The sequence below is a fragment of the Planococcus maritimus genome (assembly GCF_001592825.1).
In the GTDB taxonomy this organism is placed as follows: Bacteria; Bacillota; Bacilli; order Bacillales_A; family Planococcaceae; genus Planococcus; species Planococcus maritimus_C.
The window spans coordinates 38249-65074 of record NZ_LTZG01000068.1; the positions used below are offsets into that span (position 1 = coordinate 38249).

At 47.6% G+C, this 26826-nt stretch carries 42 protein-coding genes; all 42 read left to right on the forward strand.

From position 1 onward, the window contains the following. The first annotated feature begins 27 nt into the window (after positions 1-27). The 42 genes from leuB (at position 28) to AY633_RS16090 (ending at position 26414) form a co-directional block, all read left to right on the forward strand. Positions 28-1128 carry a 3-isopropylmalate dehydrogenase gene (leuB, locus tag AY633_RS15885; protein WP_068489158.1) on the forward strand — a complete coding sequence of 367 codons (1101 nt, stop codon included), beginning with the start codon at positions 28-30 and terminating at the stop codon, positions 1126-1128. A 19-nt stretch (positions 1129-1147) separates the two neighbouring features. After that, a complete protein-coding gene (leuC, locus tag AY633_RS15890; RefSeq protein WP_068489159.1) occupies positions 1148-2566 on the forward strand; it encodes a 3-isopropylmalate dehydratase large subunit in 1419 nt (472 codons plus the stop codon). Positions 2567-2584: 18 nt separating this feature from the next. Next, the gene (gene leuD, locus AY633_RS15895) at positions 2585-3178 is read left to right on the forward strand and encodes a 3-isopropylmalate dehydratase small subunit (RefSeq protein WP_068489160.1); all 594 of its coding nucleotides are present in this window, start codon (positions 2585-2587) and stop codon (positions 3176-3178) included. A gap of 148 nt (positions 3179-3326) precedes the next feature. Further along, complete coding sequence (locus AY633_RS15900) at positions 3327-4652, forward strand: Na+/H+ antiporter family protein (RefSeq protein ID WP_068489162.1); 1326 nt, start codon at positions 3327-3329, stop codon at positions 4650-4652. A gap of 256 nt (positions 4653-4908) precedes the next feature. Further along, positions 4909-5217: a 30S ribosomal protein S10 gene (gene rpsJ, locus AY633_RS15905; protein WP_068459695.1), complete on the forward strand. Its 309-nt coding sequence runs from the start codon at positions 4909-4911 to the stop codon at positions 5215-5217. Between the two features lie 49 nt (positions 5218-5266). Then, complete coding sequence (gene rplC / locus AY633_RS15910; protein ID WP_058382164.1) at positions 5267-5896, forward strand: 50S ribosomal protein L3; 630 nt, start codon at positions 5267-5269, stop codon at positions 5894-5896. Between the two features lie 28 nt (positions 5897-5924). Beyond that, a complete protein-coding gene (rplD, locus tag AY633_RS15915) occupies positions 5925-6548 on the forward strand; it encodes a 50S ribosomal protein L4 (RefSeq protein WP_068459697.1) in 624 nt (207 codons plus the stop codon). After that, the gene (gene rplW, locus AY633_RS15920) at positions 6548-6832 is read left to right on the forward strand and encodes a 50S ribosomal protein L23 (protein ID WP_058382162.1); all 285 of its coding nucleotides are present in this window, start codon (positions 6548-6550) and stop codon (positions 6830-6832) included. The genes rplD and rplW overlap by 1 nt, the downstream gene beginning before the upstream one ends. 47 nt (positions 6833-6879) lie before the next feature. Next, positions 6880-7710: a 50S ribosomal protein L2 gene (rplB, locus tag AY633_RS15925; protein ID WP_068459700.1), complete on the forward strand. Its 831-nt coding sequence runs from the start codon at positions 6880-6882 to the stop codon at positions 7708-7710. A gap of 60 nt (positions 7711-7770) precedes the next feature. After that, a complete protein-coding gene (gene rpsS, locus AY633_RS15930; protein ID WP_068459701.1) occupies positions 7771-8049 on the forward strand; it encodes a 30S ribosomal protein S19 in 279 nt (92 codons plus the stop codon). Between the two features lie 19 nt (positions 8050-8068). Further along, complete coding sequence (gene rplV / locus AY633_RS15935; RefSeq protein WP_058382159.1) at positions 8069-8410, forward strand: 50S ribosomal protein L22; 342 nt, start codon at positions 8069-8071, stop codon at positions 8408-8410. A 3-nt stretch (positions 8411-8413) separates the two neighbouring features. Next, positions 8414-9070, forward strand: coding sequence for a 30S ribosomal protein S3 (gene rpsC / locus AY633_RS15940; protein ID WP_068459703.1), 657 nt, complete (start codon positions 8414-8416; stop codon positions 9068-9070). A 1-nt stretch (position 9071) separates the two neighbouring features. Continuing rightward, the gene (gene rplP, locus AY633_RS15945) at positions 9072-9506 is read left to right on the forward strand and encodes a 50S ribosomal protein L16 (RefSeq protein ID WP_058382157.1); all 435 of its coding nucleotides are present in this window, start codon (positions 9072-9074) and stop codon (positions 9504-9506) included. After that, a complete protein-coding gene (rpmC, locus tag AY633_RS15950) occupies positions 9496-9696 on the forward strand; it encodes a 50S ribosomal protein L29 (RefSeq protein ID WP_058382156.1) in 201 nt (66 codons plus the stop codon). Before rplP ends, rpmC begins: the two co-directional genes overlap by 11 nt. A 23-nt stretch (positions 9697-9719) precedes the next feature. Beyond that, positions 9720-9983 carry a 30S ribosomal protein S17 gene (gene rpsQ, locus AY633_RS15955; protein ID WP_068459705.1) on the forward strand — a complete coding sequence of 88 codons (264 nt, stop codon included), beginning with the start codon at positions 9720-9722 and terminating at the stop codon, positions 9981-9983. 47 nt (positions 9984-10030) lie between these two features. Beyond that, on the forward strand, positions 10031-10399 hold the full coding sequence (gene rplN / locus AY633_RS15960) for a 50S ribosomal protein L14 (protein WP_033542790.1): 369 nt from the start codon (positions 10031-10033) through the stop codon (positions 10397-10399). Positions 10400-10435: 36 nt separating this feature from the next. Beyond that, complete coding sequence (gene rplX / locus AY633_RS15965; RefSeq protein WP_058382154.1) at positions 10436-10747, forward strand: 50S ribosomal protein L24; 312 nt, start codon at positions 10436-10438, stop codon at positions 10745-10747. A 27-nt stretch (positions 10748-10774) separates the two neighbouring features. Beyond that, positions 10775-11314 (forward strand): 50S ribosomal protein L5, encoded by a 540-nt coding sequence (gene rplE / locus AY633_RS15970; RefSeq protein ID WP_058382153.1) that lies wholly within the window; start codon positions 10775-10777, stop codon positions 11312-11314. A 19-nt stretch (positions 11315-11333) separates the two neighbouring features. Continuing rightward, complete coding sequence (locus AY633_RS15975; protein ID WP_068489164.1) at positions 11334-11519, forward strand: type Z 30S ribosomal protein S14; 186 nt, start codon at positions 11334-11336, stop codon at positions 11517-11519. A 29-nt stretch (positions 11520-11548) separates the two neighbouring features. Continuing rightward, complete coding sequence (rpsH, locus tag AY633_RS15980) at positions 11549-11947, forward strand: 30S ribosomal protein S8 (RefSeq protein WP_068459709.1); 399 nt, start codon at positions 11549-11551, stop codon at positions 11945-11947. Between the two features lie 30 nt (positions 11948-11977). Continuing rightward, on the forward strand, positions 11978-12517 hold the full coding sequence (gene rplF, locus AY633_RS15985) for a 50S ribosomal protein L6 (RefSeq protein ID WP_068489166.1): 540 nt from the start codon (positions 11978-11980) through the stop codon (positions 12515-12517). Positions 12518-12550: 33 nt separating this feature from the next. Next, on the forward strand, positions 12551-12913 hold the full coding sequence (gene rplR / locus AY633_RS15990) for a 50S ribosomal protein L18 (RefSeq protein ID WP_058382150.1): 363 nt from the start codon (positions 12551-12553) through the stop codon (positions 12911-12913). Positions 12914-12933: 20 nt separating this feature from the next. After that, on the forward strand, positions 12934-13434 hold the full coding sequence (gene rpsE, locus AY633_RS15995) for a 30S ribosomal protein S5 (RefSeq protein WP_058382149.1): 501 nt from the start codon (positions 12934-12936) through the stop codon (positions 13432-13434). Between the two features lie 14 nt (positions 13435-13448). After that, the gene (rpmD, locus tag AY633_RS16000) at positions 13449-13631 is read left to right on the forward strand and encodes a 50S ribosomal protein L30 (protein WP_068459713.1); all 183 of its coding nucleotides are present in this window, start codon (positions 13449-13451) and stop codon (positions 13629-13631) included. Between the two features lie 33 nt (positions 13632-13664). Further along, positions 13665-14105: a 50S ribosomal protein L15 gene (gene rplO / locus AY633_RS16005; protein ID WP_058382147.1), complete on the forward strand. Its 441-nt coding sequence runs from the start codon at positions 13665-13667 to the stop codon at positions 14103-14105. Continuing rightward, complete coding sequence (gene secY / locus AY633_RS16010) at positions 14105-15400, forward strand: preprotein translocase subunit SecY (RefSeq protein WP_068489168.1); 1296 nt, start codon at positions 14105-14107, stop codon at positions 15398-15400. The genes rplO and secY overlap by 1 nt, the downstream gene beginning before the upstream one ends. Before the next feature lie 57 nt (positions 15401-15457). Continuing rightward, positions 15458-16111 carry an adenylate kinase gene (locus AY633_RS16015; protein ID WP_068489170.1) on the forward strand — a complete coding sequence of 218 codons (654 nt, stop codon included), beginning with the start codon at positions 15458-15460 and terminating at the stop codon, positions 16109-16111. A 402-nt stretch (positions 16112-16513) separates the two neighbouring features. Continuing rightward, positions 16514-16732 (forward strand): translation initiation factor IF-1, encoded by a 219-nt coding sequence (infA, locus tag AY633_RS16020; RefSeq protein WP_006828950.1) that lies wholly within the window; start codon positions 16514-16516, stop codon positions 16730-16732. A 37-nt stretch (positions 16733-16769) separates the two neighbouring features. Continuing rightward, positions 16770-16883 (forward strand): 50S ribosomal protein L36, encoded by a 114-nt coding sequence (gene rpmJ, locus AY633_RS16025; protein ID WP_006828951.1) that lies wholly within the window; start codon positions 16770-16772, stop codon positions 16881-16883. A 24-nt stretch (positions 16884-16907) separates the two neighbouring features. Then, a complete protein-coding gene (rpsM, locus tag AY633_RS16030) occupies positions 16908-17273 on the forward strand; it encodes a 30S ribosomal protein S13 (protein ID WP_058382144.1) in 366 nt (121 codons plus the stop codon). Positions 17274-17298: 25 nt separating this feature from the next. Next, positions 17299-17688, forward strand: coding sequence for a 30S ribosomal protein S11 (gene rpsK / locus AY633_RS16035; RefSeq protein WP_058382143.1), 390 nt, complete (start codon positions 17299-17301; stop codon positions 17686-17688). A gap of 127 nt (positions 17689-17815) precedes the next feature. Further along, positions 17816-18760, forward strand: coding sequence for a DNA-directed RNA polymerase subunit alpha (locus AY633_RS16040; protein WP_058382142.1), 945 nt, complete (start codon positions 17816-17818; stop codon positions 18758-18760). A 45-nt stretch (positions 18761-18805) separates the two neighbouring features. After that, the gene (gene rplQ / locus AY633_RS16045; protein WP_058382141.1) at positions 18806-19180 is read left to right on the forward strand and encodes a 50S ribosomal protein L17; all 375 of its coding nucleotides are present in this window, start codon (positions 18806-18808) and stop codon (positions 19178-19180) included. A gap of 346 nt (positions 19181-19526) precedes the next feature. Next, positions 19527-20375, forward strand: coding sequence for an energy-coupling factor ABC transporter ATP-binding protein (locus AY633_RS16050; RefSeq protein ID WP_068489172.1), 849 nt, complete (start codon positions 19527-19529; stop codon positions 20373-20375). After that, complete coding sequence (locus tag AY633_RS16055; protein ID WP_068489174.1) at positions 20351-21223, forward strand: energy-coupling factor ABC transporter ATP-binding protein; 873 nt, start codon at positions 20351-20353, stop codon at positions 21221-21223. The genes AY633_RS16050 and AY633_RS16055 overlap by 25 nt, the downstream gene beginning before the upstream one ends. Next, on the forward strand, positions 21220-22017 hold the full coding sequence (locus tag AY633_RS16060) for an energy-coupling factor transporter transmembrane component T family protein (protein ID WP_068489186.1): 798 nt from the start codon (positions 21220-21222) through the stop codon (positions 22015-22017). Before AY633_RS16055 ends, AY633_RS16060 begins: the two co-directional genes overlap by 4 nt. Before the next feature lie 61 nt (positions 22018-22078). Further along, a complete protein-coding gene (gene truA, locus AY633_RS16065) occupies positions 22079-22816 on the forward strand; it encodes a tRNA pseudouridine(38-40) synthase TruA (RefSeq protein WP_068489176.1) in 738 nt (245 codons plus the stop codon). Between the two features lie 216 nt (positions 22817-23032). Beyond that, complete coding sequence (gene rplM, locus AY633_RS16070) at positions 23033-23470, forward strand: 50S ribosomal protein L13 (RefSeq protein WP_068489178.1); 438 nt, start codon at positions 23033-23035, stop codon at positions 23468-23470. Between the two features lie 29 nt (positions 23471-23499). Continuing rightward, positions 23500-23892: a 30S ribosomal protein S9 gene (gene rpsI / locus AY633_RS16075; RefSeq protein ID WP_058382135.1), complete on the forward strand. Its 393-nt coding sequence runs from the start codon at positions 23500-23502 to the stop codon at positions 23890-23892. 91 nt (positions 23893-23983) lie between these two features. Beyond that, positions 23984-24424, forward strand: a complete 441-nt coding sequence (locus AY633_RS16080) for a VOC family protein (protein ID WP_068489180.1) — start codon at positions 23984-23986, stop codon at positions 24422-24424. Positions 24425-24514: 90 nt separating this feature from the next. Next, on the forward strand, positions 24515-25588 hold the full coding sequence (locus AY633_RS16085) for an Mrp/NBP35 family ATP-binding protein (RefSeq protein ID WP_068489182.1): 1074 nt from the start codon (positions 24515-24517) through the stop codon (positions 25586-25588). A gap of 145 nt (positions 25589-25733) precedes the next feature. Further along, positions 25734-26414 (forward strand): KinB-signaling pathway activation protein, encoded by a 681-nt coding sequence (locus AY633_RS16090; protein WP_068489184.1) that lies wholly within the window; start codon positions 25734-25736, stop codon positions 26412-26414. Positions 26415-26826 lie beyond the last annotated feature (412 nt).

Genomic DNA, 26826 nt, shown 5'->3' on the forward strand with positions numbered 1-26826 from the left:
AAGCAAACCCACAGAGGAGGAATTACTATGGAAAAGACAATCGCAGTATTGCCAGGAGATGGCATCGGACCAGAAGTAACAGAGGCGGCAGTAAAGGTGCTAAAATCCATTGCGATGCGCTACGGCCACACATTCCATTGGAAATTCGCAGCCATCGGGGGAGCGGCAGTCGATCAATTCGGCAGCCCGCTACCGAAAGAAACCGTTGAAGCGTGCGAAGCGAGCGATGCGATCCTCCTCGGTGCGGTAGGCGGCCCGAAATGGGACCAAAACCCCGCAGAACAACGCCCGGAAAAGGGGCTATTGAGTATCCGCAAACACTTCGATTTGTTTGCCAACGTCCGCCCTGTCAAGGCGGTACCGGCACTTCTCGGATCTTCCCCATTAAAAGAAGACATCGCGCGTGAAGTGGACATGGTCATCGTCCGTGAATTGACTGGCGGCTTGTATTTCGGTGAACCAAAACGCCATAACGAAAATTCCGCGGTCGATACACTTGTCTACACGCGGGCGGAAATCGAACGCATCGTCGACCAAGCATTTGAAATGGCCCGTTCGCGCCGCGGCAAATTGGCTTCCGTCGACAAAGCGAATGTCCTTGAGTCCAGCAAGCTTTGGAGAAAAGTCGTTGAAGAACGAAAGGCAGGCTATCCGGATGTGGAAGTTGAACACATGTTAGTCGATTCGGCGGCCATGAAATTAATCACCAATCCACGAGCGTTCGACGTTGTCGTGACGGAGAATATGTTCGGCGATATCTTGAGCGACGAAGCATCGGTCATCACCGGTTCACTCGGCATGCTGCCGTCTGCGAGCATCCGTTCAGACGGCTTCGGCTTGTACGAACCCGTACACGGCTCGGCACCGGACATCGCCGGACAAAACAAAGCAAACCCGTCAGCAGCGATTTTGTCGGCAGCGATGATGGTGCGCCAATCATTCGGCATGGATTCAGAAGCATCGGCAATTGAAGATGCGGTCATGAGCGTATTGGAAGATGGCTACTGCACTGGCGATTTGTCGGCTTGCGGCAATAAAGTCATCTCGACGGAACGCTTCGTAGAGAAAGTCATCGAGGAATTGGAACGGGAATTCGTGTCGGAACACATCATGTTTTCCTACGTGTAAATGGAAGGGGCACTCTGCAATGGCAAAAACGATTATTGAAAAAATCTGGGAACAGCATATTGTATTCGAAGAACCGGGAAAACCCGACTTGTTGTATATCGATCTTCATCTCCTGCATGAAGTCACCTCGCCACAGGCATTTGAAGGCTTGCGCTTGAATGGCCGGAAAGTGCGGCGCCCGGATCTGTGCTTTGCGACGATGGATCATAACGTGCCGACGCGCAACCGCTCGGTCATCAAGGACCCGATTTCCCGCAAGCAAATCAAGACGCTTCAGGAAAACTGCGATGAGTTCGGCGTGCCGCTGGCGGGGATCAATCACCCCGACCAAGGCATCGTCCACGTCATCGGCCCGGAACTCGGCCTCACGCAGCCCGGCAAGACGATTGTCTGCGGCGATAGCCATACCTCTACCCACGGCGCATTCGGCGCTTTGGCTTTTGGCATCGGGACGAGTGAAGTGGAACATGTCTTGTCGACACAGACGCTTTGGCAGTCCAAGCCGAAAACGATGGAAATCCGCATCGACGGGGAACTGGGCTTTGGCGTATCGGCCAAGGACATCATCCTTGCGATCATTTCAACTTATGGTGTCGACATGGGGACGGGGCATATCATTGAATATACCGGGGAAGCGATCCGCAACTTATCGATGGAAGAACGCATGACCATCTGCAATATGTCCATCGAAGCGGGTGCACGCGCCGGCCTTGTAAGCCCAGACGAAACAACGGTCGAATATTTGCGCGGCAGAAGAAATGTCCCGGAAGGCGAAGCGTTCGAGCGCGAAGCGAAACGTTGGCTGGCGCTTGCGACAGACGAAGGCGCAAGCTATGACGTGTCGCATACTATTCATGCGGACGACATCTCCCCGTTTGTCACATGGGGAACCAACCCATCGATGGGCTCAGGCATCGCTGAACGCGTGCCGACAGCGGCGGATTACGATAAGCAGGAAGACCGTGACGCGTTGCGCCAGGCGCTTGCTTATATGCAATTGGAAGAAGGCGCTCCGCTGTCATCGATCGCTATCCAGCACGTCTTTATCGGATCGTGTACGAATGCGCGCCTTAGTGATTTGCGGGCAGCGGGTGAAATCGTTAAAGGCAGAACCGTGCATCCGGCGGTCACGGCGATTGTCGTACCGGGCTCTGAGACCGTTAAGCGCGCTGCCGAAGCGGAAGGGCTTGATGCAGTGTTTTTGCAGGCGGGCTTTGAGTGGCGTGAAACGGGCTGCAGCATGTGCCTAGCGATGAACGAGGATGCCGTGCCGGCAGGAGAGCGCTGTGCCTCCACATCGAACCGCAATTTTGAAGGGCGACAAGGCGCCGGTTCCATGACGCATTTGGTATCCCCTGTGATGGCAGCGGCCGCTGCGATTGAAGGTCATTTAACGGATGTCCGTAATTATATGAAAGAACCTGTGCCGCAGGCTTAATGGAAGGAGGAATTGAATTTGAAACCTATCAATGAAATTTCGAGTGTCTTAACGCCGCTCGACCGCAAAAACGTCGATACCGACCAGATCATTTCAAAGGAATTCCTTAAGCGTATCGAGCGCACAGGATTCGGGAAATACCTGTTCTACCATTGGCGTTTCCACCCAGACGGCACACCGAACGAAGAGTTTGTCTTAAACGATCCCCGTTTCCAACAATCCGAAATACTGGTGGCTCAGGAAAACTTCGGTTGTGGCTCCTCCCGTGAACACGCACCGTGGGCGATTTTGGATTACGGTTTCCGGGTAGTTATTGCCCCGAGCTATGCGGATATCTTCTATAATAACTGCGTCAAAAACGGCATCTTGCCGATTCGCCTGCAAGAAGCGGAAGTGACCGCCTTGCTGGAAAAAGGCAAACAAGCGCCATACCGCCTGGATGTGGACTTGAGGCAGCAGACCGTCACGGCAGAAGACGGCGCAAGTTATTCCTTCGATATCGACCCGTATTGGAAAGAGATGCTGTTGAACGGCTGGGATGAGATTTCCTTGACGATCCAGTACGATTCCTATATTCAGGCGTACGAAGAAAAAATGCAGCAAGCCCAATAAAAGTATCGCCGCTCTTTGCCCTTTCTAAGGCAGGGAGCGGTTTTTTTAATGCCATTGAAAGCCATTTCGCTGTGTTGACATCATTGTAGAGATTTGTTACTTTAGTAGAGGACTTTAACGCTTTAGCAAACTAAAGGAGAAATGAACAATGAATGCAGTTATTATCGCTGTGTTAGTAATGCTGGTTCTGAGCTTGCTTCGGGTCAATGTGGTGTTTGCCTTATTGATCGGCGCACTGGCTGGAGGACTTAGTGGAGGGCTTAGCTTCACTGACACGCTGACATCTTATACAGACGGACTTGGGGCGGGAGCGACCATTGCACTCAGCTACGCCATGCTCGGTGGATTCGCCGTCGCGATTTCACGTACCGGCATTCCGGAGCTGCTCGTTGCGGGCGTATTGAAACTGGTCAATAAAGACGGGGAGGCAACACGCCAGAATTTGGCGAAAGCGCTCATCATCTTTGCGCTGTTTGCGATGGCCATCTTCTCGCAAAACTTGATCCCGATTCACATCGCCTTTATCCCGCTTCTTGTGCCGCCGATTCTGCACATCTTGAACGAACTGCGCATCGACCGCCGGCTCATCGCTTCGGTGCTGACCTTTGGTTTGACAGCGCCGTATATTTTATTGCCGTATGGCTTCGGCTTGATCTTCCACGAGATCCTTGCCACCCAGATGGAACTGGCGGGCATGCCGATTGATATGGCGGATATTCCAAAAGCGATGGCACTGCCAGTCGCAGGATTATTCCTTGGTTTAGTGGTCGCGGTGTTTATCTCTTACCGCAAGCCACGGGAATATCGTGAAGCAGCAACTACTACTATAGAAGAAACTCCAGCCCGTACTGCTTCCACCAAGGACGTAATCGTGACGGTCGTCGCTTTAATCGCTGCGCTATTCGCACAGATTCAGAGCGATTCGATGATCATCGGCGCACTCGCTGGCATTCTCATCCTCTACGTCTTCGGGGCGATGAAATGGAAAGAGGCAGATGACGTTCTGACGGCAGGCATGCGCATGATGGCGTTTATCGGCTTTGTCATGATCTCGGCGAATGGTTTCGCTTCGGTCATTCAAGCGACCGGCGCGATCGATACATTGGTCGAGAATGCAGCGGCCATCTTCGGAGACAATAAAGGGCTAGCGGCACTTGCTATGCTGATTGTCGGTTTGTTCGTCACGATGGGCATCGGTTCCTCGTTTTCGACCATTCCGATCATCGCAGCGATCTTCGTGCCACTCAGTGTCGAGTTCGGATTCTCGACGCTGGCCATCATCGCTTTGATCGGCACAGCAGGGGCACTCGGGGACGCCGGGTCGCCTGCATCTGACTCAACGCTTGGGCCGACCGCCGGACTCAATGTCGATGGGCAGCATAATCATATCTGGGATACAGTCGTTCCGACGTTCCTCCACTACAATATCCCGCTCGTATTATTCGGTTGGATAGCGGTTATGTTGCTCGGTTGAGTCCGAAAGATTTCGACTATTACCGTATTGGTTGAAACTGAAAAGAATCCTGCTATACTAGTTAAAGCGAATGAAAAAGAATTTCGTGCAAAGACTTGCGGAATTCTTTTTTATTTTGTATAATGGTGAATGTTGGTCTTTGACTGCGTAGAAGCGAGAGGTTACCGACACACCCGGCCGCTTTGCCATGGCGAGTGTGAGGAAAATTTTCGTGGAGAAGTCTATCCCAAAAATAGGCGAAAAGGGAGGGAAAATAATGGCAAAACAAAAAATTCGTATCCGTTTAAAAGCATATGATCATAGAATCTTGGATCAGTCTGCTGAAAAGATTGTTGAAACTGCTAAACGTTCAGGTGCTAGCGTATCAGGTCCGATACCGTTGCCGACTGAGAAGTCTGTTTACACAATCTTGCGAGCTGTCCACAAATACAAAGATGCTCGCGAACAATTCGAAATGCGCACACACAAACGTCTGATTGATATCGTTAACCCGACACCACAGACAGTTGACGCGCTAATGAAACTGGATCTACCATCCGGCGTTGATATTGAAATCAAACTATAATTGGTAAACGAAAATAATAAACATAAAATTTTGCAGGAGGTGTGACGACATGACCAAAGGAATCTTAGGTAGAAAAATCGGTATGACGCAAGTTTTTGCTGAGAACGGTGATTTGATCCCTGTAACTGTAATCGAAGCTGCTCCAAACGTAGTGCTTCAGAAAAAAACAGTTGAAGTGGATGGCTACGAATCGGTACAACTTGGTTTTGATGACAAGCGCGAGAAGCTTTCGAACAAACCAGAGAAAGGCCACGTAGCAAAAGCAAACACTGCTCCTAAGCGCTTCATTCGCGAACTTCGCAATGTAAACTTAGCTGATTACGAGATTGGTCAGGAAGTCAAAGTAGATGTATTCGCAGAAGGCGATGTAGTAGATGTAACAGGAACTACGAAAGGTAAAGGTTTCCAAGGTGTTATTAAACGCCACGGACAATCACGCGGACCAATGACTCACGGTTCACGTTACCACCGTCGTCCTGGTTCAATGGGGCCTGTTGCTCCGAACCGCGTATTCAAACAGAAGAAATTGCCTGGTCAAATGGGCGGCAACACGGTCACTATCCAAAACCTTCACATCGTGAAAGTGGATGCTGAGCGCAACTTGCTTCTTATTAAAGGGAATGTTCCTGGCGCACGTAAATCATTAATCCGTGTTAAGTCGGCTATCAAAGCTAACTAATCACATTTAAGGGAAGGAGGAAACAAGAATGCCTAAAGTAGCGTTACTAAACCAAACTGGTTCACAAGTTGGCGATATCGAATTGAACGATCTTGTCTTCGGCATTGAACCAAATGAATCTGTACTTTTCGATGCAGTCGTTGCACAACGTGCTTCATTGCGTCAAGGTAACCATAAAGTTAAAAACCGTTCTGAAGTAGCTGGTGGCGGAAGAAAGCCATGGAAGCAAAAAGGAACTGGACGTGCTCGTCAAGGTTCGATCCGTTCACCACAATGGCGCGGAGGCGGTGTCGTATTCGGCCCAACACCACGCAGCTATAGCTACAAACTTCCGAAAAAAGTCCGTCGCTTGGCTCTTCGTTCTGCATTGTCTTCGGCTCTAGCAAACGAAAACCTGATGGTACTTGAAGGATTGGCTTTCGACGCACCGAAAACTAAGGAATTCACGAAACTCGTGACTGACTTGTCTGTCGGCAAGAAAGCATTATTCGTAACAGCTGACCTTGATGAGAACGTGGCACTATCTGCACGCAACATCAAAGGCATGACAGTTGTACCGGCAAACGGTATCAACGTATTGGACTTGCTTGGCCATGACAAAGTTGTCATGACTAAAGGAGCCGTAGAGAAAATCGAGGAGGTGCTAGGTTAATGGAAGCACGTGACATTCTAAAGCGTCCAGTCATTACCGAGCGTTCTTCTGAGGTAATGGCGGAGAAGAAGTACACTTTTGAAGTGGACGTTCGCGCTAACAAAACTCAAGTTAAACATGCAGTTCAAGAAGTCTTCGGCGTTCAAGTTGAGAAAGTCAACATCATGAACTACAAAGGCAAATTCAAACGCATGGGCAAACACGCAGGCTATACAAACAAACGCCGCAAAGCGATTGTAAAATTGACTGCTGATTCAAAAGACATCGAACTATTCGAAATGTAATTGTATAAGTTCTGAACAAGAACTAATCAAAGAAGGAGGGAAACAACGTGGGGATTAGAAAATACAAACCTACCACTAACGGTCGTCGTAACATGACGAGTTCGGATTTCGCTGAAATCACAACGAACAAGCCTGAAAAGTCGCTTTTGCAACCAACAAAGCGTAAAGGCGGCCGTAATAACCAAGGTAAAATCACTGTACGCCACCACGGGGGCGGACATAAGCGCCAATACCGCGTGATTGATTTCAAACGTAACAAAGACGGCATTCCAGGTCGCGTTGCTACGATCGAATACGATCCGAACCGCTCTGCGAATATCGCACTTATCCATTACGCTGACGGAGAAAAACGTTACATCCTTGCACCAAAAGGTGTTCAGGTTGATACGCAAATCATGTCAGGACCGGAAGCAGACATCAAAGCAGGTAACGCTTTGCCATTGATCAACATCCCAATGGGTTCTACTATCCACAACATCGAGTTGAAACCAGGCGGAGGCGGCCAATTGGTACGTTCTGCAGGAGCTTCAGCACAAGTACTTGGTAAAGAAGGAAAATACGTAACAGTTCGCTTGCAATCAGGCGAAGTTCGCATGATCCTTGCTACTTGCCGCGCAACAATCGGCGCTGTCGGAAACGAACAGCACGAATTGATCAACATCGGTAAAGCAGGACGTAACCGCTGGAAGGGCAATCGCCCAACAGTCCGCGGATCTGTTATGAACCCGAACGATCACCCACACGGTGGTGGTGAAGGACGTTCGCCAATCGGACGTAAATCTCCAATGTCTCCATGGGGCAAACCAACTCTTGGATACAAAACACGTAAGAAAACGAACAAATCCGATAAATTCATCGTGCGTCGCCGCAAAAAATAATTTGATTTCGCTGCGGTTCACCAAAAGAACCGTGGTGCAATCACGAAGGGAGGATCCCAAATGGGTCGCAGCTTGAAAAAAGGACCTTTTGTAGACGATCATCTTATGAAGAAAGTCGAAGCGCAAAAGGAATCTGAGAAAAAACAAGTGATCAAAACTTGGTCTCGCCGTTCTACAATTTTCCCGACATTCATCGGGCAAACAATTGCAGTATACGATGGCCACAAACACATCCCTGTATACGTGACTGAAGATATGGTAGGCCATAAACTTGGTGAATTTGCTCCAACACGCAAATACGCAAGCCATGGTGCAGACGATAAGAAAACAAGACGTTAATTGAGAGGAGGATTTCCCCATGCAAGCAAAAGCTGTTGCTAGAACAGTACGTATTGCTCCTCGTAAAGTCCGTTTAGTAGTAGATTTAATCCGAGGCAAGCAAATCGGTGAAGCGGTCGCGATTTTGAACCACACTCCTAAAGCAGCATCCATTGTTGTTGAGAAGTTGTTGAAATCTGCAGCTGCTAACGCTGAACACAATTACGAAATGAACATCGAGAACCTTGTCATCAGCGAAGTATTCGTTGACGAAGGGCCGACTTTGAAGCGTTTCCGTCCACGTGCAATGGGACGCGCGAGCGCGATCAACAAACGCACAAGCCACATCACACTAGTGGTATCTGAGAAGAAGGAGGGATAATTCGTGGGACAAAAAATTCATCCAATTGGAATGCGAATCGGAATCATCCGTGATTGGGAGTCAAAATGGTACGCTGAAAAAGACTACGCGACACTCCTTCACGAAGATTTGAAGATCCGTGAATATATCGAAACACGTTTGAAAGAAGCTTCAGTTTCGAAAATCGAAATCGAACGCGCTGCAAACCGTGTGAACGTTACAATCCACACTGCTAAGCCAGGTATGGTAATCGGTAAAGGTGGCTCTGAAGTAGAAGTACTTCGTACGCAACTGAACTCGATGACTGGCAAGCGTGTACACATCAACATCGTAGAAATCAAACGAGCTGACCTTGATGCGAAATTGGTCGCTGAAGGAATCGCACGTCAACTAGAAAACCGTGCATCTTTCCGTCGTGCTCAAAAACAAACGATCCAACGTACAATGCGTTCAGGCGCTAAAGGGATCAAAACTCAAGTATCTGGACGTCTAGGCGGAGCTGACATTGCCCGTGCTGAGTCCTACAGCGAAGGAACTGTTCCGCTCCATACATTGCGCGCAGACATCGACTACGCACACGCTGAAGCAGACACTACTTATGGTAAGCTTGGCGTAAAAGTATGGATCTATCGCGGTGAAGTCCTTCCAACCAAGAAGAAATCTGAGGAAGGAGGCAAATAATATGTTATTGCCAAAACGCGTAAAATATCGTCGTGAACACCGTGGCAAGATGCGCGGAGAAGCGAAAGGCGGCAAAGAAGTCGCATTCGGCGAATATGGCCTGCAGGCTCTTGAGTCTTCATGGATCACTAACCGCCAAATCGAATCTGCCCGTATCGCTATGACTCGTTACATGAAACGTGGCGGTAAAGTGTGGATCAAGATTTTCCCTCACAAGCCATACACGAAAAAGCCTCTTGAAGTACGGATGGGTTCCGGTAAAGGTTCACCTGAAGGCTGGGTAGCGGTAGTAAAAACCGGTAAAATTATGTTCGAAATCGCTGGAGTATCTGAAGAAGTTGCACGCGAAGCATTGCGTCTTGCCTCTCACAAATTGCCAGTGAAAACGAAATTCGTAAAACGCGAAGAAATTGGTGGTGAATCGAATGAAAGCTAATGAAATCCGTGACCTAACCACTGCTGAAATCGAACAAAAAGTGAAATCACTGAAAGAAGAGCTTTTCAACCTTCGCTTCCAATTGGCTACTGGTCAATTAGAAAACACTGCTCGCATCCGCGAAGTACGTAAAGCGATTGCCCGTATGAAAACTGTGATTCATGAAAGAGAACTCAGTGGCAACAACTGATAATTCGAGAGGAGGTTGCAAGTATGTCTGAGCGTAACCAACGCAAAGTATACACAGGCCGCGTCGTGTCTGACAAAATGGATAAAACCGTTACAGTAATGGTTGAAACTCAAAAAAAGCACGCGCTTTATGGCAAACGTGTAAAATACTCTAAGAAATTCAAGACTCATGATGAGAACAACGAAGCGAAAATGGGCGACATCGTTCGCATCATGGAAACTCGTCCACTATCAGCTACAAAACGTTTCCGTTTAGTGGAAGTCGTCGAAAAAGCTGTCATCATCTAATTTAAATAAGTTCGGAATCCTAAAAGTTCCGGAGGGAGGTTACCTAAGTGATCCAACAGGAAAGTCGTTTAAAAGTTGCAGACAACTCGGGTGCTCGTGAAGTACTTACGATTAAAGTGCTTGGTGGTTCTGGTCGCAAGACAGCAAACATCGGTGACGTAATCGTTTGTACCGTGAAAAAAGCAACACCAGGTGGCGTTGTTAAGAAGGGTGAAGTCGTTAAGGCTGTCATCGTTCGCACGAAAAGCGGAGCTCGCCGTAAAGACGGTACTTACATCAAATTTGATGAAAATGCATGTGTGATTATCCGCGACGATAAAGGTCCACGCGGAACACGTATCTTCGGACCAGTTGCACGTGAACTTCGTGACAACAACTTCATGAAGATCGTTTCACTTGCTCCTGAAGTTTTATAAAACATCCAACGTGCGATACCAAGGAGGTGCGACAGAATGCATGTAAAAAAAGGCGATACAGTTAAGGTCATCTCTGGGAAAGACAAAGGCAAAACAGGAGTTGTTTTGACTGCTCTACCTAAGAAAGACCGTGTGCTCGTTGAAGGTGTTAACATCGTCAAAAAGCATACAAAACCGAACCAGGCAAGCCCGCAAGGCGGAATTGTCAGCCAAGAAGCTGCGATCCACGTTTCTAACGTGATGGTAGTGGACCCTAAATCCGGCGAGCCGACTCGCGTAGGATACAAAATGGAAGACGGCAAAAAAGTTCGTGTTGCAAAAAAATCCGGTGAAAAATTAGATAAATAAAATTCCTGAATGAGGGGAGGTACAAACATGAACCGCCTACAAGAAAAATATGTGAACGAAATCACACCTGCTCTAGTGAGCAAGTTTGAATATTCCTCAGTAATGCAGGCACCAAAAGTTGATAAGATCGTTATCAACATGGGTGTCGGTGAAGCTGTACAAAACACAAAATCACTTGATTCTGCTGTTGAAGAATTGCAGACGATCACTGGTCAAAAGCCGGTCATCACAAAAGCTAAGAAATCTATCGCTGGCTTCCGTCTTCGTGAAGGTATGCCAATCGGATGTAAAGTTACACTACGCGGTGAGCGTATGTATGACTTCCTGGATAAATTGATTGCTATCTCACTTCCACGTGTGCGTGACTTCCGTGGCGTATCGAAAAAATCTTTCGACGGACGCGGCAACTACACACTTGGTGTGAAAGAACAATTGATCTTCCCTGAAATCGATTATGATAAAGTTTCTAAAGTACGCGGTATGGATATCGTAATTGTGACAACTGCGAACTCTGATGAAGAAGCTCGTGAGTTATTGACACAATTCGGTATGCCGTTCCAAAAGTAAAGATGAGGGAGGCGTAAACGTGGCTAAAAAATCAATGATTGCTAAACAAAAACGCACGCCAAAGTATAAAGTACAAGAGTACACACGCTGTGAACGATGCGGACGTCCGCATTCAGTACTGCGCAAATTCAAACTTTGCCGTATTTGTTTCCGTGAACTTGCATATGTGGGACAAATTCCTGGCGTCAAAAAAGCCAGCTGGTAATCCCCTAAATTGGGAAGGAGGTAAATGTAATGACAATGACAGATCCGATTGCAGATATGCTGACACGCATTCGTAATGCAAACATGGTTCGTCACGAGAAATTGGAGCTTCCGGCTTCCAACGTGAAAAAAGACATCGCTGAAATCCTAAAGCGCGAAGGTTTCGTTCGTGACGTAGAATATGTTGAAGATGATAAACAAGGCATGATCCGCATTTTCCTTAAATACGGTGCCAACAACGAGCGCGTCATCACTGGCTTGAAACGCATTTCAAAACCAGGACTACGTGTTTACGCTAAAACTGACGAGGTGCCACGCGTACTAAACGGTCTTGGGATCGCTCTAGTATCGACATCACAAGGTTTGGTAACTGATAAAGAAGCCCGCGCGAAAAAAATCGGCGGCGAAATCATAGCTTACGTTTGGTAAGAAGCAACAAACGAATGGAGGTGCAACAGAATGTCACGTGTAGGTAAAAAACCAATCGAGGTTCCTGCTAGCGTTACCGTTACTGTCGACAACGACAATAACGTAACTGTAAAAGGGCCTAAAGGCGAGCTTGCTCGCTCGTTTAACTCAGATATCACGATCACGCAGGAAGACAATGTTTTGACATTGTCACGCCCATCAGATTCCAAAGATCACCGCACAATCCACGGTACAACTCGTGCATTGCTCGCGAACATGGTTACTGGAGTATCTGAAGGCTTCTCCCGCTCACTTGAACTAGTCGGTGTAGGTTACCGTGCCCAGCTACAAGGCAAGAAATTGGTCTTGAACGTTGGATACTCTCATCCGGTGGAATTCACTCCGGAAGAAGGAATCGAAATCGAAGTACAAGGCAACACGAAAGTCGTTATCAAAGGGATCAACAAAGAGATGGTCGGAGCACTTGCTTCAAACATCCGCGCTACGCGTCCACCAGAGCCGTATAAAGGCAAAGGGATCCGTTATGAAGACGAAAAAGTTCGCCGCAAAGAAGGTAAAACAGGTAAATAATGCTGCTTAGGCAGGCTGAAAGGAGTGACCTCAGTGATTACGAAACTCGATAAAAATGCATCTCGTAAAAAACGTCACGCTCGCGTACGTTCTAAAATCACGGGAACAGCTGAACGTCCACGTTTGAACGTTTTCCGTTCTAACAAATACATCTACGCTCAATTGATCGATGATGTAAACGGCGTAACGCTTGCTAGCGCATCATCTGCAGATAAAGATTTTTCTCTTGAAACAAAAGGCAACGTCGAAGCGGCTGCACAAGTCGGCGAAACGATTGCAAAACGCGCAGTAGAAAACGGCTTGAAATCAGTTGTTTTTGACCGCGGTGGTTATCTATATCACGGCCGTGTGAAAGCTTTGGCTGAATCTGCTCGTGAAAACGGCTTAGAATTCTAAAAGAAGGAGGGACCCATATAATGCGTCGTATTGATCCAAACAAACTTGAACTTGAAGAACGCGTAGTTACGATTAACCGCGTAGCGAAAGTTGTAAAAGGTGGACGTCGTTTCCGTTTCTCCGCATTGGTTGTTGTAGGCGACAAAAATGGTAAAGTCGGTTTTGGTACTGGGAAAGCACAAGAAGTTCCAGAAGCAATCCGTAAAGCTATTGAAGATGCGAAGAAGAACTTAATCGAAGTACCTATGGTTAAAGGTACTACTCCACATCTAGTAACTGGGCGCTTCGGTGCCGGCTCGATTCTTATCAAACCTGCTTCACCAGGTACTGGTGTTATTGCTGGTGGTCCTGTTCGTGCGGTACTAGAGCTTGCAGGAGTACAAGACATCTTGTCTAAATCTCTTGGTTCTAACACACCGATCAACATGGTCCGTGCTACTATCAACGGTTTGACTCAACTGAAGAGCGCTGATGAAGTTGCAAAACTTCGCGGCAAAACTACAGAAGAGTTATTCCAATAAGGGAGGGAAATTACATGGCTACTAAACTAGAAATTACCCTCACTAAGTCAGTGATCGGTGCTAAACCGACACAACGTAAAACAGTCCAGTCACTAGGCCTGCGCAAAATGCATCAAACAGTTGAGCACCAAGACAACGCGGCAGTTCGCGGAATGCTTGATAAAGTCGCTCACTTAGTTACTATTAAAGAAGTTTAATCCCTGATTTCTATAGAAGGAGGTGCCAACCACATGAAACTTCACGAATTAAAACCAGCAGAAGGTTCACGCAGCTCACGCAAGCGTATCGGACGCGGAATCGGTTCAGGTACTGGTAAAACAGCCGGTAAAGGTCACAAAGGTCAAAAAGCCCGTTCAGGCGGCGGTGTCCGTCCAGGATTCGAGGGTGGTCAAAACCCATTGTTCCGTCGTTTGCCGAAGCGTGGATTCACGAACATCAACCGTAAAGACTACACTGTTGTAAACCTTGACGTGTTGAACCGTTTTGAAGAAGGCACAGAAATTACACCTGCATTGTTGATCGAAACAGGTGTTGTGAGCAAAGAGCGTTCTGGTATCAAGATTCTTGGTAACGGAAGCTTGGACAAGAAATTGTCTGTACAAGCCCACAAATTCTCTGCATCAGCTAAAGAAGCTATTGAAGCTGCCGGCGGTCAAACCGAGGTGCTTTAATGTTTCAGACAATCTCTAATCTTATGCGCGTATCTGATATTCGAAATAAAATTTTCTTTACTTTAGCAATGCTCATCATCTTCCGTATCGGGACATTCGTTCCGGTGCCGAACGTTGATGCGTCAGTACTCCAAGCTACGGACCAGATGGGTCTGGTCGGTTTCTTGAATACTTTCGGTGGAGGCGCCCTAGCCAATTTCTCGATTTTGGCCATGGGAATCATGCCTTATATCACAGCATCGATCATCGTGCAGCTCCTGCAAATGGATGTTGTGCCGAAATTTGCTGAGTGGGCGAAACAAGGCGAAGTCGGAAGACGGAAACTTGCTCAATTCACTCGTTACTTTACAATCGTTCTTGCCTTTATTCAGGCGATTGGCATGTCTTATGGGTTCAACCAAATGTACGGAGGTACATTGATCCAAGATGACTCGATTGCAACGTATGTCGTAATCGCCATCGTACTGACAGCAGGAACAGCATTTTTATTGTGGCTTGGTGAGCAGATCACGGCAAAAGGCGTGGGGAACGGTATTTCGATTATCATCTTCGCAGGGATTGTCGCTGCAGTACCAGGAGCAATTAACCAACTTTATGCGCAGCAGATTCAAGGAGCTGGCGATCAGCTTCCAATCAATATTGCCATTATGGCATTGCTCGCACTCGCAGTTGTTGCGATTACTGTATTGGTCATCTACGTTCAACAAGCGTTGCGTAAAATTCCGATCCAGTATGCCAAACGTGTCGCTGGCCGTGGCCAGAGCTCGACTGGGCAACAAACGCATTTACCTTTGAAAGTAAACGCGGCCGGAGTTATCCCGGTAATCTTTGCAGTGGCGTTCATCATCACGCCGCAAACTATCGCTTCTTTCTTTGGTGCCAACGCGTTTACGGAGGCAATTCAGAATACGTTTGATTACACGCGTCCGGTCGGCATGATTATTTATGTCGCCTTGATCATTGCATTCACGTATTTCTATGCATTCATTCAGGTTAATCCTGAAAACGTGGCGGACAACTTGAAAAAGCAAGGTGCATACATTCCGGGAATCCGTCCGGGTAAAAATACGCAAGATTATTTAACAAGTGTGCTTTACCGCTTAACGTTTGTGGGAGCTATCTTCCTTTCCGTTATCGCGGTCATGCCGATTTTCTTCATTAATATCGCAAACTTGCCTCAATCTGCACAGATTGGCGGTACGAGCTTGCTGATTGTCGTCGGGGTAGCCCTCGAGACGATGAAGCAATTGGAATCACAACTTGTGAAACGTCATTACAAAGGCTTTATGAAATAATCAATGGGGAGGAACGTGAAAACGTTCCTTATCCACTTGTCTGAGGGGGCAAAACGTATGAACATTGTGTTGATGGGTCTACCAGGTGCCGGAAAAGGCACGCAAGCAGACGAAATAGTCAAGAAATACGACATCCCTCATATTTCGACAGGCGACATGTTCCGCGCAGCTATTAAAGGCGGCACGGAACTGGGCTTGGAAGCAAAGTCGTTCATGGATCAAGGTGCCTTGGTGCCTGATGAAGTAACAATCGGTATCGTCCGAGAGCGACTCAGCCAAGCGGATTGTGAGAAAGGCTTCCTATTGGATGGCTTTCCACGCACAGTCCCTCAGGCTGGGGCGCTGGAATCTCTTCTGGCTGATCTTGGCAAACGAATCGAGCATGTCGTAAACATCCAAGTTGAACAAGACGAATTGATTGCACGTTTAACAGGCCGTTGGATTTGCAAAGATTGTGGAACTGCTTACCATACTGTCTTCAATCCTCCAGCTACAGCTGGTGTGTGCGATAAAGATGGCGGAGAGCTCTACCAACGCGAAGACGACAAGCCTGAAACCGTCACGAAGCGTTTAGAAGTTAACATGCAACAAACTCAGCCGCTTCTCGACTTCTATGAAGACAAGAACGTGCTGACCAATATAGATGGACAGCAGGACATTGATAAAGTATTTGCTGACATTGATGCTCTTCTAAAGGGCGACCGAGGCTAAGTCCCCGGCGCCGGGCGCAGTTAGTTGCCTCCATGTGGCTTTAAGGAGCACCGGAGATATGAATTTTCGTGAGCTGCAAAAGCAAACAAGGCCTGATTATATGAAACCGGTGAGGCTCGTTGCTCCGTGCAATTCCGCACCGGAGGTAGTATAATGGGTTTCGTGGAAGCATCTGTGTAACGGGTTTGGAACTCATCCAAGGCAGTCCGGGCAGTCGAGGATACGTGGGTCAGACTGATTCAACCGGATCCCCCGAACTTCGCTGTCATAAGTGGAGCGAGGAACCCGGAGAAGGTCTTCAAATGTCACTCATGCATTCCTTGTGAATGGATAAGAATTATTCAAAGCAAATACTGTTTGAAGATGAGAACCTGATTTGTATACAGAAGGGAGACTGGGTCGATGGCGAAAGACGATGTAATTGAAATCGAAGGAACAGTCGTTGAGACTTTGCCTAACGCGATGTTTAAAGTGGAGCTTGAAAACGGCCATACGATTCTTGCGCACGTATCAGGCAAGATTCGCATGCATTTCATCCGCATTCTGCCAGGAGATAAAGTAACAGTAGAACTTTCTCCTTATGATTTAACACGCGGTCGCATCACATACCGTTTTAAATAATCTTTTGCACTCCGGACTACTAAGGAGGTTGGGTTAGATGAAAGTGAGACCATCTGTTAAGCCGATCTGCGAAAAATGTAAAGTTATTCGCAGAAACGGTAAAGTAATGGTAATCTGTGAAAATCCGAAACACAAACAAAGACAAGGTTAATAAAGAAGGAGGTGCATCGCACACATGGCACGTATTTCTGGTGTTGACATTCCGCGCGACAAACGCGTTGTAATTTCATTGACTTATATCTACGGTGTTGGGAAAACAACTGCTCAGAAAGTTCTTTCTGGTGCTGGTGTTTCTGAAGAGACTCGCGTTCGCGATCTTACAGAAGACGAGTTGAACAATATCCGTGAACAATTGGATCAGTACAAAATCGAAGGTGACCTTCGCCGTGAAGTTTCCATGAACATCAAACGTTTGATGGAAATCGCTAGCTTCCGTGGTATCCGCCACCGTCGCGGTCTTCCGGTTCGTGGTCAAAATACGAAGAACAACGCGCGTACGCGTAAAGGTCCTCGTAAAACTGTAGCTAACAAGAAAAAATAATCAGTAAAGGAGGTTGTTTCTTAACATGGCACGTAAACAACAAACTCGTAAGCGTCGTGTGAAAAAGAATATCGAATCCGGTATTGCTCACATCCGCTCAACATTCAATAACACAATTGTTACGATCACTGATATGCAAGGTAACGCAGTATCATGGTCTTCGGCTGGTGCTCTAGGATTCCGTGGTTCACGTAAATCCACTCCATTCGCTGCCCAAATGGCTGCTGAAACTGCTGCTAAAACTTCCATGGAACATGGTTTGAAAACTTTGGAAGTAACTGTTAAAGGTCCTGGTTCAGGTCGCGAAGCTGCTATCCGTGCGCTTCAAGCTGCTGGATTGGAAGTTACTGCAATTAGAGACGTAACTCCAGTTCCTCACAACGGCTGCCGCCCGCCAAAACGCCGTCGCGTATAATCGTTGGTCTGAATAGGATTTTTGAACATCACGACTTACTCAATGTGTTCTGAATCGTAGCGAAAGTCTGTGACTATCGAATTCTTATGCAACGAAAATACCGACGTTTTGAAGGAGGGTAAACTGAATGCTCGAAATAGAAAAACCAAAAATTGAAACGGTTGAGATCGACAGCAATGCCAAATATGGCAAGTTTGTTGTTGAACCTCTTGAGCGTGGATATGGTACCACTTTAGGTAACTCCTTACGTCGAATCCTACTTTCATCTTTACCTGGCGCAGCTGTTACTTCGATCCAAATTGATGGCGTTTTGCATGAATTCTCCACTGTCGAAGGTGTAGAAGAAGATGTAGCCTCTATCATTTTGAACATCAAGAAGCTCGCTTTGAAAATTTACTCTGACGAAGAAAAAGTCATTGAAATTGATGTAAAAGGTGATGGAACGGTTACGGCTGCAGATATCACTCACGATAGTGACGTGGAAATTCTGAATCCGGATCTATATATTGCTACAATCGCGAAAGACGGCCACTTGCGCATGCGCATGTATGCTAACCGCGGCCGTGGATATGCCCGTGCAGATCAGAACAAACGTGAAGATCTTCCGATCGGCGTTATCCCGATTGACTCTATTTACACGCCAGTTTCACGCGTCAATTTCCAAGTGGAAAATACCCGTGTGGGCCAACTCGCTCATTTCGATAAATTAACCCTCGATGTCTGGACAGATGGAAGCATCGGTCCCAAAGAGGCAATTGCGCTTGGCGCGAAAATTTTCACTGAACATCTGAACATCTTCGTCGGATTGACAGATGAGGCTCAAACAGCTGAAATCATGGTTGAAAAAGAAGAAGACCAAAAAGAAAAAGTGCTTGAGATGACTATCGAAGAGCTTGATCTTTCGGTCCGTTCTTATAACTGCCTAAAACGTGCTGGCATTAACACTGTCCACGAATTGGCCAACAAGTCGGAAGACGACATGATGAAAGTTCGCAACCTCGGACGCAAATCACTCGAAGAAGTGAAAGTGAAGTTGGAAGATCTAGGTCTTGGCCTTCGTAAAGAAGACTGATTGCCCGATTCTTTCTGAACTATTCAACAAAGGAGGGAAACTTCAATGAGAAAACTTCAACGTACAAGTTCTCAACGTAAAGCGCTTTTGCGTGACCTTACGACTGACCTAATCGTTCACGAACGCATTCAGACAACTGAAGCCCGTGCTAAAGAAGTCCGTTCAACTGTAGAAAAAATGATCACGCTTGGTAAGCGCGGAGATATCCACGCTCGCCGTAAAGCTGCAGCATACATTCGCCGTGAACTCGTGACTTCGACTGACGAAGAAGGCAACGAAAACACAATCTTTGCTTTGCAAAAATTGTTTGATGATGTAGCACCACGTTACGCTGACCGTCAAGGCGGCTATACGCGCATCATGAAAATGGGGCCTCGTCGCGGAGATGGCGCACCAATCGTAATTATTGAATTGGTTTAAACAGTTGAAGAGGGTGCATAGCCCTCTTCTTTTAGCATCATGATTTATACGACAATATGAAAAGCTGAGTGTTATGATGAGCGAGCCTTCGGGCGGCGTCTCGTCTAGCTCTACGCACCTCATTCAACCGGCGGCTTAAGCACCCGCAGGAGCCATAGAGACAGAAAAGCGCATACTCTGAATGAGGTGCGCGCTTTTTTTATTTCATAATGAATTAATTTTCAGTGTTGATGCTCCCAGGATTGGGAAATGAACAGTGCAAATTAAGCGTGGTTAGAGAGTTCCCGTTTTACAGCACGTGGATCCACCGAGTAGAGTAGAGAGAGTTTAGAGGAGGCATCAACATATGAACGGAAGTATTTTGTCATTTGATCAAGTGACATTCACCTATATGCCAGAAGACAAATCGGTCAAACCGGCTGTCTCGGATCTGTCATTCTCCATAAAAGAAGGAGAATGGGTCGCGCTGGTCGGCCATAACGGCTCCGGCAAGTCGACCATCGCCAAACTGATGAACGGTCTATTGTTCCCCCAGCAAGGCACCGTCAAGGCGATGGGGCTCGACATGTCTGAAGAAAGCTTATGGGACATCCGCTCGCAAATGGGGATGGTGTTCCAGAATCCGGACAATCAATTTGTCGGAGCGACCGTACAAGATGATGTGGCGTTCGCCTTAGAGAATAATGGCATTCCCCACGACGAAATGGTCGTCCGTGTCCGCGAATCTTTGCAGCAAGTCAAGATGGAAGAGTATCTTGACCACGAACCGCACCACTTATCCGGCGGTCAAAAGCAGCGTGTGGCGATTGCCGGGGCACTGGCTTTACGGCCGCGCTTGTTAATCCTGGATGAAGCGACGTCGATGCTCGACCCTCAAGGCCGCCGGGAAGTGATCGAGACGATCCGTGAATTGCGGGAAGCGACAGGCTTAACGGTCCTATCGATCACCCACGATCTAGAAGAAGCAGCGCTCGCTGACCGGATCCTTGTGATGAATAAAGGGCAGAAGCAAATGGAAGGTACGCCCGATAGCGTGTTTTCCGCAGACGATGAGTTGACGGAAATGGGGCTCGATCTGCCGTTTGCGATGCGCATGGCCGGTTTATTGCAGCAAGCGGGAGTGCCGGTGACCGGCGAATCAATGACAGAACATGAGCTGGTGGAGGAATTATGGACATATTACTCAAACAAGTAGGATATAGCTACGCGAAAGATACCCCGTTTGAAAAACGGGCATTGACGGATGTCACGCTGCACGTACCTTCAGGCTCTTACACAGCGATCATCGGGCATACGGGTTCCGGGAAGTCGACCGTGCTGCAGCATTTAAATGCTTTACTGCAGCCGACAGAAGGCAGCGTTCTGATTGGCGACCGGAAAATCGAAGCCGGCACGAAAGCGAAGAACTTGCGGGACGTGCGGAAAAAAGTCGGCATCGTTTTTCAGTTCCCGGAACAGCAGCTATTCGACGAAACGGTGTTGAAAGACATCATGTTCGGCCCGCTTAATTTCGGTGTGCCGGAAGAGGAAGCGCGCCGGCGTGCAATTGCATTGGTCGAACAGTTGGGGCTTCCGGAAGACGTGCTGGAGAAATCGCCGTTTGACTTATCGGGCGGGCAAATGCGCCGCGTGGCGATTGCAGGCGTACTGGCGATGGAGCCGGACGTTCTAGTGCTGGATGAACCGACGGCAGGACTTGACCCACGCGGGCGACGGGAAATCATGGATTTGTTTTACCGTCTGCACAAAGACAAGGGATTGACGACTGTGCTTGTTACCCACAGCATGGAAGACGCTGCGCGCTATGCAGACACTGTCGCCATTATGCACGGCGGTAAATGTGTTGCAACAGGCGGTGTGCGCGAGGTTTTCGCTAATGAAGAGCAGCTCGGCGATTACCGGCTGGAACCACCGCGTACGGTACGCATGCAGCGGGAGTTTGAAGAAAAAACCGGCATAATACTCCATGAACTGGCCTTGACCGAAGAGGCATTGGCGCACGCCATTTCTCAGGCACTCCAGGAAGGGCGTGGTTGGAAATGATGGAGAAAATGATTTTCGGCCGTTTTATCCCGGGCGATTCGCTCGTTCACCGCTTGGACCCAAGAGCCAAAATCCTATTTGTGTTCTTATTTATCGCGATCGTTTTTATCGCGAATAATGCTATTACGTACGCGATTTTGCTCGGATTTACTTTGCTTTCGGTATTTTTATCGAAAATACGCCTGTATTTCTTGATTAACGGCTTGAAACCCGTGTTCATTTTAATGGCCTTTACGTTTTTCCTGCATTTATTCTTTACCCAAGGCGGCGACCTGCTCGTTAGTATTGGGTTTGTGGATATTTACGAGGAAGGCTTGCGGCAAGGAATTTTCATCTCGATCCGTTTCCTCGTGTTGGTATTTATGACGAGCATCCTGACGTTAACGACTTCCCCGATTTCAATCACAGACGGCATCGAAGTGTTACTTGGGCCATTTAAGCGCGTTAAACTGCCGGTGCACGAATTGGCGTTGATGATGTCCATTTCACTGAGATTCATCCCGACCTTGATGGACGAAACTGGAAAAATCCTGAAAGCGCAAATGGCACGCGGCTCGGACATCGGCTCTGGTCCCATTAAAGAACGCATCAAAGCGGTCGTGCCACTGTTAATCCCGTTGTTTGTCAGTGCCTTCAAGCGGGCGGAAGATTTAGCGACCGCTATGGAAGTGAGAGGCTACCGCGGGGGAGAAGGGCGCACACGCTACCGTCAGCTGAACTGGCGTTTGATAGACACACTGAGCCTGTTGCTGCTCGTCGGATTTGCCGGATTGCTTTGGTATTTCCGGAGTTAACCAAAATGCGATGAGTTGTTGAGGCGCGGATGATGAAAGTTGCAGTAAAAGGAGAGACCTCATGAAACGAATGAAAGCGACAATAGCGTATGACGGGAGCGGATTTGCGGGATACCAGATCCAATTGAAAACCCGCACTGTTCAATTGGAGCTCTTGCGCGCGTTGAAGGAATTGCATAAAGGCGAGCCGGTCGAAGTGGTGGCAAGCGGACGGACAGATTCCGGGGTGCATGCCACCGGGCAAGTGATCCATTTTGATACGCCGTTTACCATGCCGAAAGACTCCTGGGTGCGAGCACTTAATGTCCGCTTGCCACAAGACATTCAAGTCTACGATGTCGAACAAGCGGATGCGGAATTTCATGCCCGTTACCACGCTAAAGGCAAGATTTACCGTTATAAATGGAATCGCAGCAAGCTCATCAATCCGTTTAGCCGAAATCATCTTGTCCATGTACCACAGGAAATTGATGTATCGCGTATGGAAAAAGCGGCAGCAGCTTTTATCGGCACGCACGATTTTTCCAGTTTTTGCGCCGCAAATACCAATGTGGTCGACAAAGTGAGAACGATCTGGCGAATCGATTTTGAAGAACATGGCGAGGAATTGCATATGGTCATCGAAGGGTCCGGTTTTCTCTATAATATGGTACGCATCATTGCCGGCACTTTATTGGAAGTGGGATTGAATAGAAGAGAGCCCGAAGAACTGGCCGCCATCATTGCTGCTTGTGACCGCGACGCTGCGGGCAAAACCGCCGCAGCACACGGCTTGTACTTGGAAAAAGTGCATTACTGAAGGCGAAGCAACTTTTCCTGGTGTTTTTCTAAATATCCTTGACTTAAAACGAAATCCGTTATATGATGATGTATGGTATTTTCATTACCCCCACGATATGCCCCGGAAGGTTATTTGTGTTAAGGGATAACGAAAACACGGAACAACGGAACCAACATGGAACACTTGGAACTGAATTCTAAAAAAATGAGACGATTCATTAGGAGGACAATATACATGCGTACAACATTCATGGCTAAAGGTCACGAAGTCGAGCGTAAATGGTTGGTTGTCGATGCAGAAGGGCAAACTCTTGGACGTTTGGCTTCTGAAGTCGCTTCAATCTTGCGCGGGAAATACAAACCAACATTCACACCGAACGTCGACACTGGCGATCACGTCATCATCATCAATGCTGACAAAATCCACTTGACTGGTAAAAAACTTACCGACAAAATCTACTACCGCCACACGCAATACACAGGCGGACTTAAGCAGCGCACAGCACTTGAAATGCGCACACATTACCCAACAAAAATGCTTGAACTAGCAATCAAAGGCATGCTTCCAAAGAACTCTTTGGGCCGCCAAACATTCAAGAAATTGCATGTATACGCTGGACCAGAGCACAACCACCAAGCACAACAGCCTGAAGCTTACACGCTTCGCGGATAATAATCAGTAAATAAGAGGAGGATACACCTTTGGCACAAGTTCAATATATCGGTACAGGTCGCCGTAAAAACTCAACAGCTCGCGTACGTTTGGTACCAGGAGATGGTACGATCACTATCAACAACCGTGACGTATCTGACTACGTTCCATACGAAACGCTTGAGCAAATCATCAAACAACCACTAGTAACTACTGAAACTCTTGGTAGCTACGATGTATTGGTTAACGTAAAAGGCGGCGGGTTCACTGGACAAGCCGGCGCAATCCGTCACGGAATTGCACGCGCTCTACTTACAGTAGATCCAGAATTCCGCGGAGCACTTAAATCTGCAGGATTCCTAACACGTGACCCACGTATGAAAGAACGTAAAAAATACGGTCTTAAAGCGGCACGTCGCGCACCTCAGTTCTCAAAACGTTAATTTTTACTTTCAAAAGCACTTTCCGGTTTTCCGGAAGGTGCTTTTTTATATGGTGGCGAATTGACTAACAAACCGAAAAGGAGTGGATGACATGAACCGCATTAATTTAATTTGCCTCGGCGTACAGGACATGGAAAGAGCCGTGAAGTTCTACCGGGATGAACTGGGGTTTCAAACCGATGAAACGAGCGATAATCCAGGTATTGTTTTCTTCAATAACTCCGGCACCAAATTGGAGTTATATCCTTTAGAAGAATTAGCGAAAGACATCGATGCCGAAAACCCGCCGGTAAAAAACGGATTTTCAGGCATTACCTTGGCGTACAACGCAAAATCACGAGATGAAGTAGACCAAGTCATGCAATTAGCCAAAAAGGCGGGAGCGAAAATCGTCAAAGAACCTGTTGATGTCTTTTGGGGAGGATACTCCGGCTATTTTCAAGACCCTGACGGCTACCACTGGGAAGTCGCATACGGGCCGGATTTTAAGTTCGATAGCCAGGATATGCTGGACTTGGGGCCAACGGAGTAAGTGCGACAAGGCGAAAAGCCGGAATGGATTTAAAAACGCTTTCACTATGTTATACTGGGCTGTAGCAAAAGCGATAAGGAGTGTAGTGAAATGTTAAGTGAAACACAAGTACGAGAAGCGGTCGGAGCTTTAGAAGATCCGTTTTTACATAGAACCCTGTCGGAAACCAACGGCATCATCTCAGTGAAAATCAAAGAAGAGAAAAAATACGTCAGCGTGAAATTGGCGATCGCCAAAACGAACACGCCGGAGCAAATGCAGCTTCAAATGAAAGTGGTCGACGCCATCAAAGGAGTCGGCGCTGATTCTGTCGGCATTCGTTTTGAAGAATTGCCGCCGGAAGTATTGGCACAGTTCCGCGGAACTGCTAATGAGTCCGAAGCACAAGATCTCTTGTCTCCATTGAACAAAGTCGAATTCATTTCCATCGCCAGCGGCAAAGGCGGCGTCGGCAAATCGACCGTCTCTGTCAACTTGGCGATTGCGCTTGCGCGTGCAGGGAAAAAAGTAGGGCTCGTCGATGCAGACATCTATGGCTTTAGTGTGCCGGACATGATGGGCATCGACAAAGCACCGGTTGTCCGCGGCGATACGATCATTCCGGTCGAGCGTTTCGGTGTCAAAGTCATTTCCATGGGCTTCTTTGTTGAAGACAATATGCCTGTCGTATGGCGTGGCCCGATGCTCGGGAAAGTTTTGGACCAATTCTTCCGTGACGTAGAGTGGGGAGACTTGGACTATCTACTATTGGACTTGCCACCAGGCACAGGAGATGTTGCACTCGACATCCACCAAATGCTGCCAGCGTCCAAAGAAATCGTCGTCACCACACCGCACCCAACAGCGGCATTCGTCGCAGCGCGTGCAGGAGCGATGGCTCTCCAAACCAATCACGAAGTATTGGGTGTTGTCGAGAACATGTCTTGGTTTGAAAGCCAAGGATCCGGAAAAAAAGAATACATCTTCGGAAAAGGCGGCGGGGCAAAACTCGCTGAAGAATTGCAATCGCCATTGCTCGGACAGATCCCGCTTGGCCAGCCAGACTGGGATGAAAATGATTTCGCTCCATCTGTCTACGCAGAAGATCACCCAACCGGAAAGATTTATGGGGAGATTGCCCAACAAGTCCTCCAGCAGTTCGCGAATAAAGAAAACAAACAGTAAGAGTATAATCCGGAAACCGGCTTTCGGTTTCCGGATTTTCATTTGACCACAAAAGACTTTCAAGGTTTGTTCACAACTCCTCCTGCAGGTTGAGAGGTTTGTTGATACAATCGAGAGGAACTTTAAACTAACGGAGGCAATATACGTGACTATACGAAATTGGGTTAAATTTGCATTAACTGCATTATTAATAGGTGGGGGGATTACCGGACTCCTCGGAATTTTCATCCGCTGGAACGATGTCTTCTCAGAAGCTGCGCAAAATGGGCAGTGGGGAGAATTCATCGCAGGCTTTGTATGGATGATCGTCGTCGGATTGACGATGAGCTTGATTGCGCAGATGGGCTTCTTTGCTTACCTGACCATCCATCAGTTCGGGCACAATATGTTCCGCTCGCTGCGGCTGTGGAATTGGGTCCAGCTATTGATCATCGCCATCGTGATCTTCGACTTGATTGTCTTTCGCTTTCTTCCGAATGTCGAGACGGGCGGCCAAGGGTTCCTATACGGCGTGTTATTGTTCATTTTGCTAGCGGTGTCGCTCACAACGGCTTACTTCAAAGCAAAATGGACAGCGAAGTCAGCCTTTATTTCAGCGCTGTTCTTTATGATTGTCGTCACAACCTTGGAATGGCTGCCAGCCTTAATGGTAAGAGCGGGTAATGTGGATAGCTGGGTGACCTTGCTGCTGTTCCCATTGCTTGCGGTAAATGCCTATCAACTTCTCGCCTTGCCGAAGTACAATGAGAAGTCTGAAGAGGATCGTGTGAAACTCGAAGCTCGCCGCGCGGCTAGAAAAGCGCAGGCAGCTGACAACAAGAAATGATTTTTCAGAAAAGTTCCGCTTTCTGCCTCTAGGGCAGGGAGCGGATTTTTTTGTTTTCGCTAGGTTTTTCCAGAGTGTCGAGAAACGCTTTACCTACGGGGTTTAGCAAGCCTTTCTCACGGATTCCAACGGGCTGAAAAGTTCTTTTGAAAAAAGTTTCTTAAATCCGTTGACATATATTTAAACATGCTTTAATATAATAAAAGTCGTCAGGAACGGCAGCAAACATGAACCTTGAAAACTGAACAGCAAAACGTCAATAATACAGTCGCGAGCGATCGCGACACAACTTACTGATCAGCTACGGCAGATCAAGCGAATCGCGCGTCTTTCAAGACGGCGATACGCCAGCAGTATTGAGCAATCAACTACTCTATAATGGAGAGTTTGATCCTGGCTCAGGACGAACGCT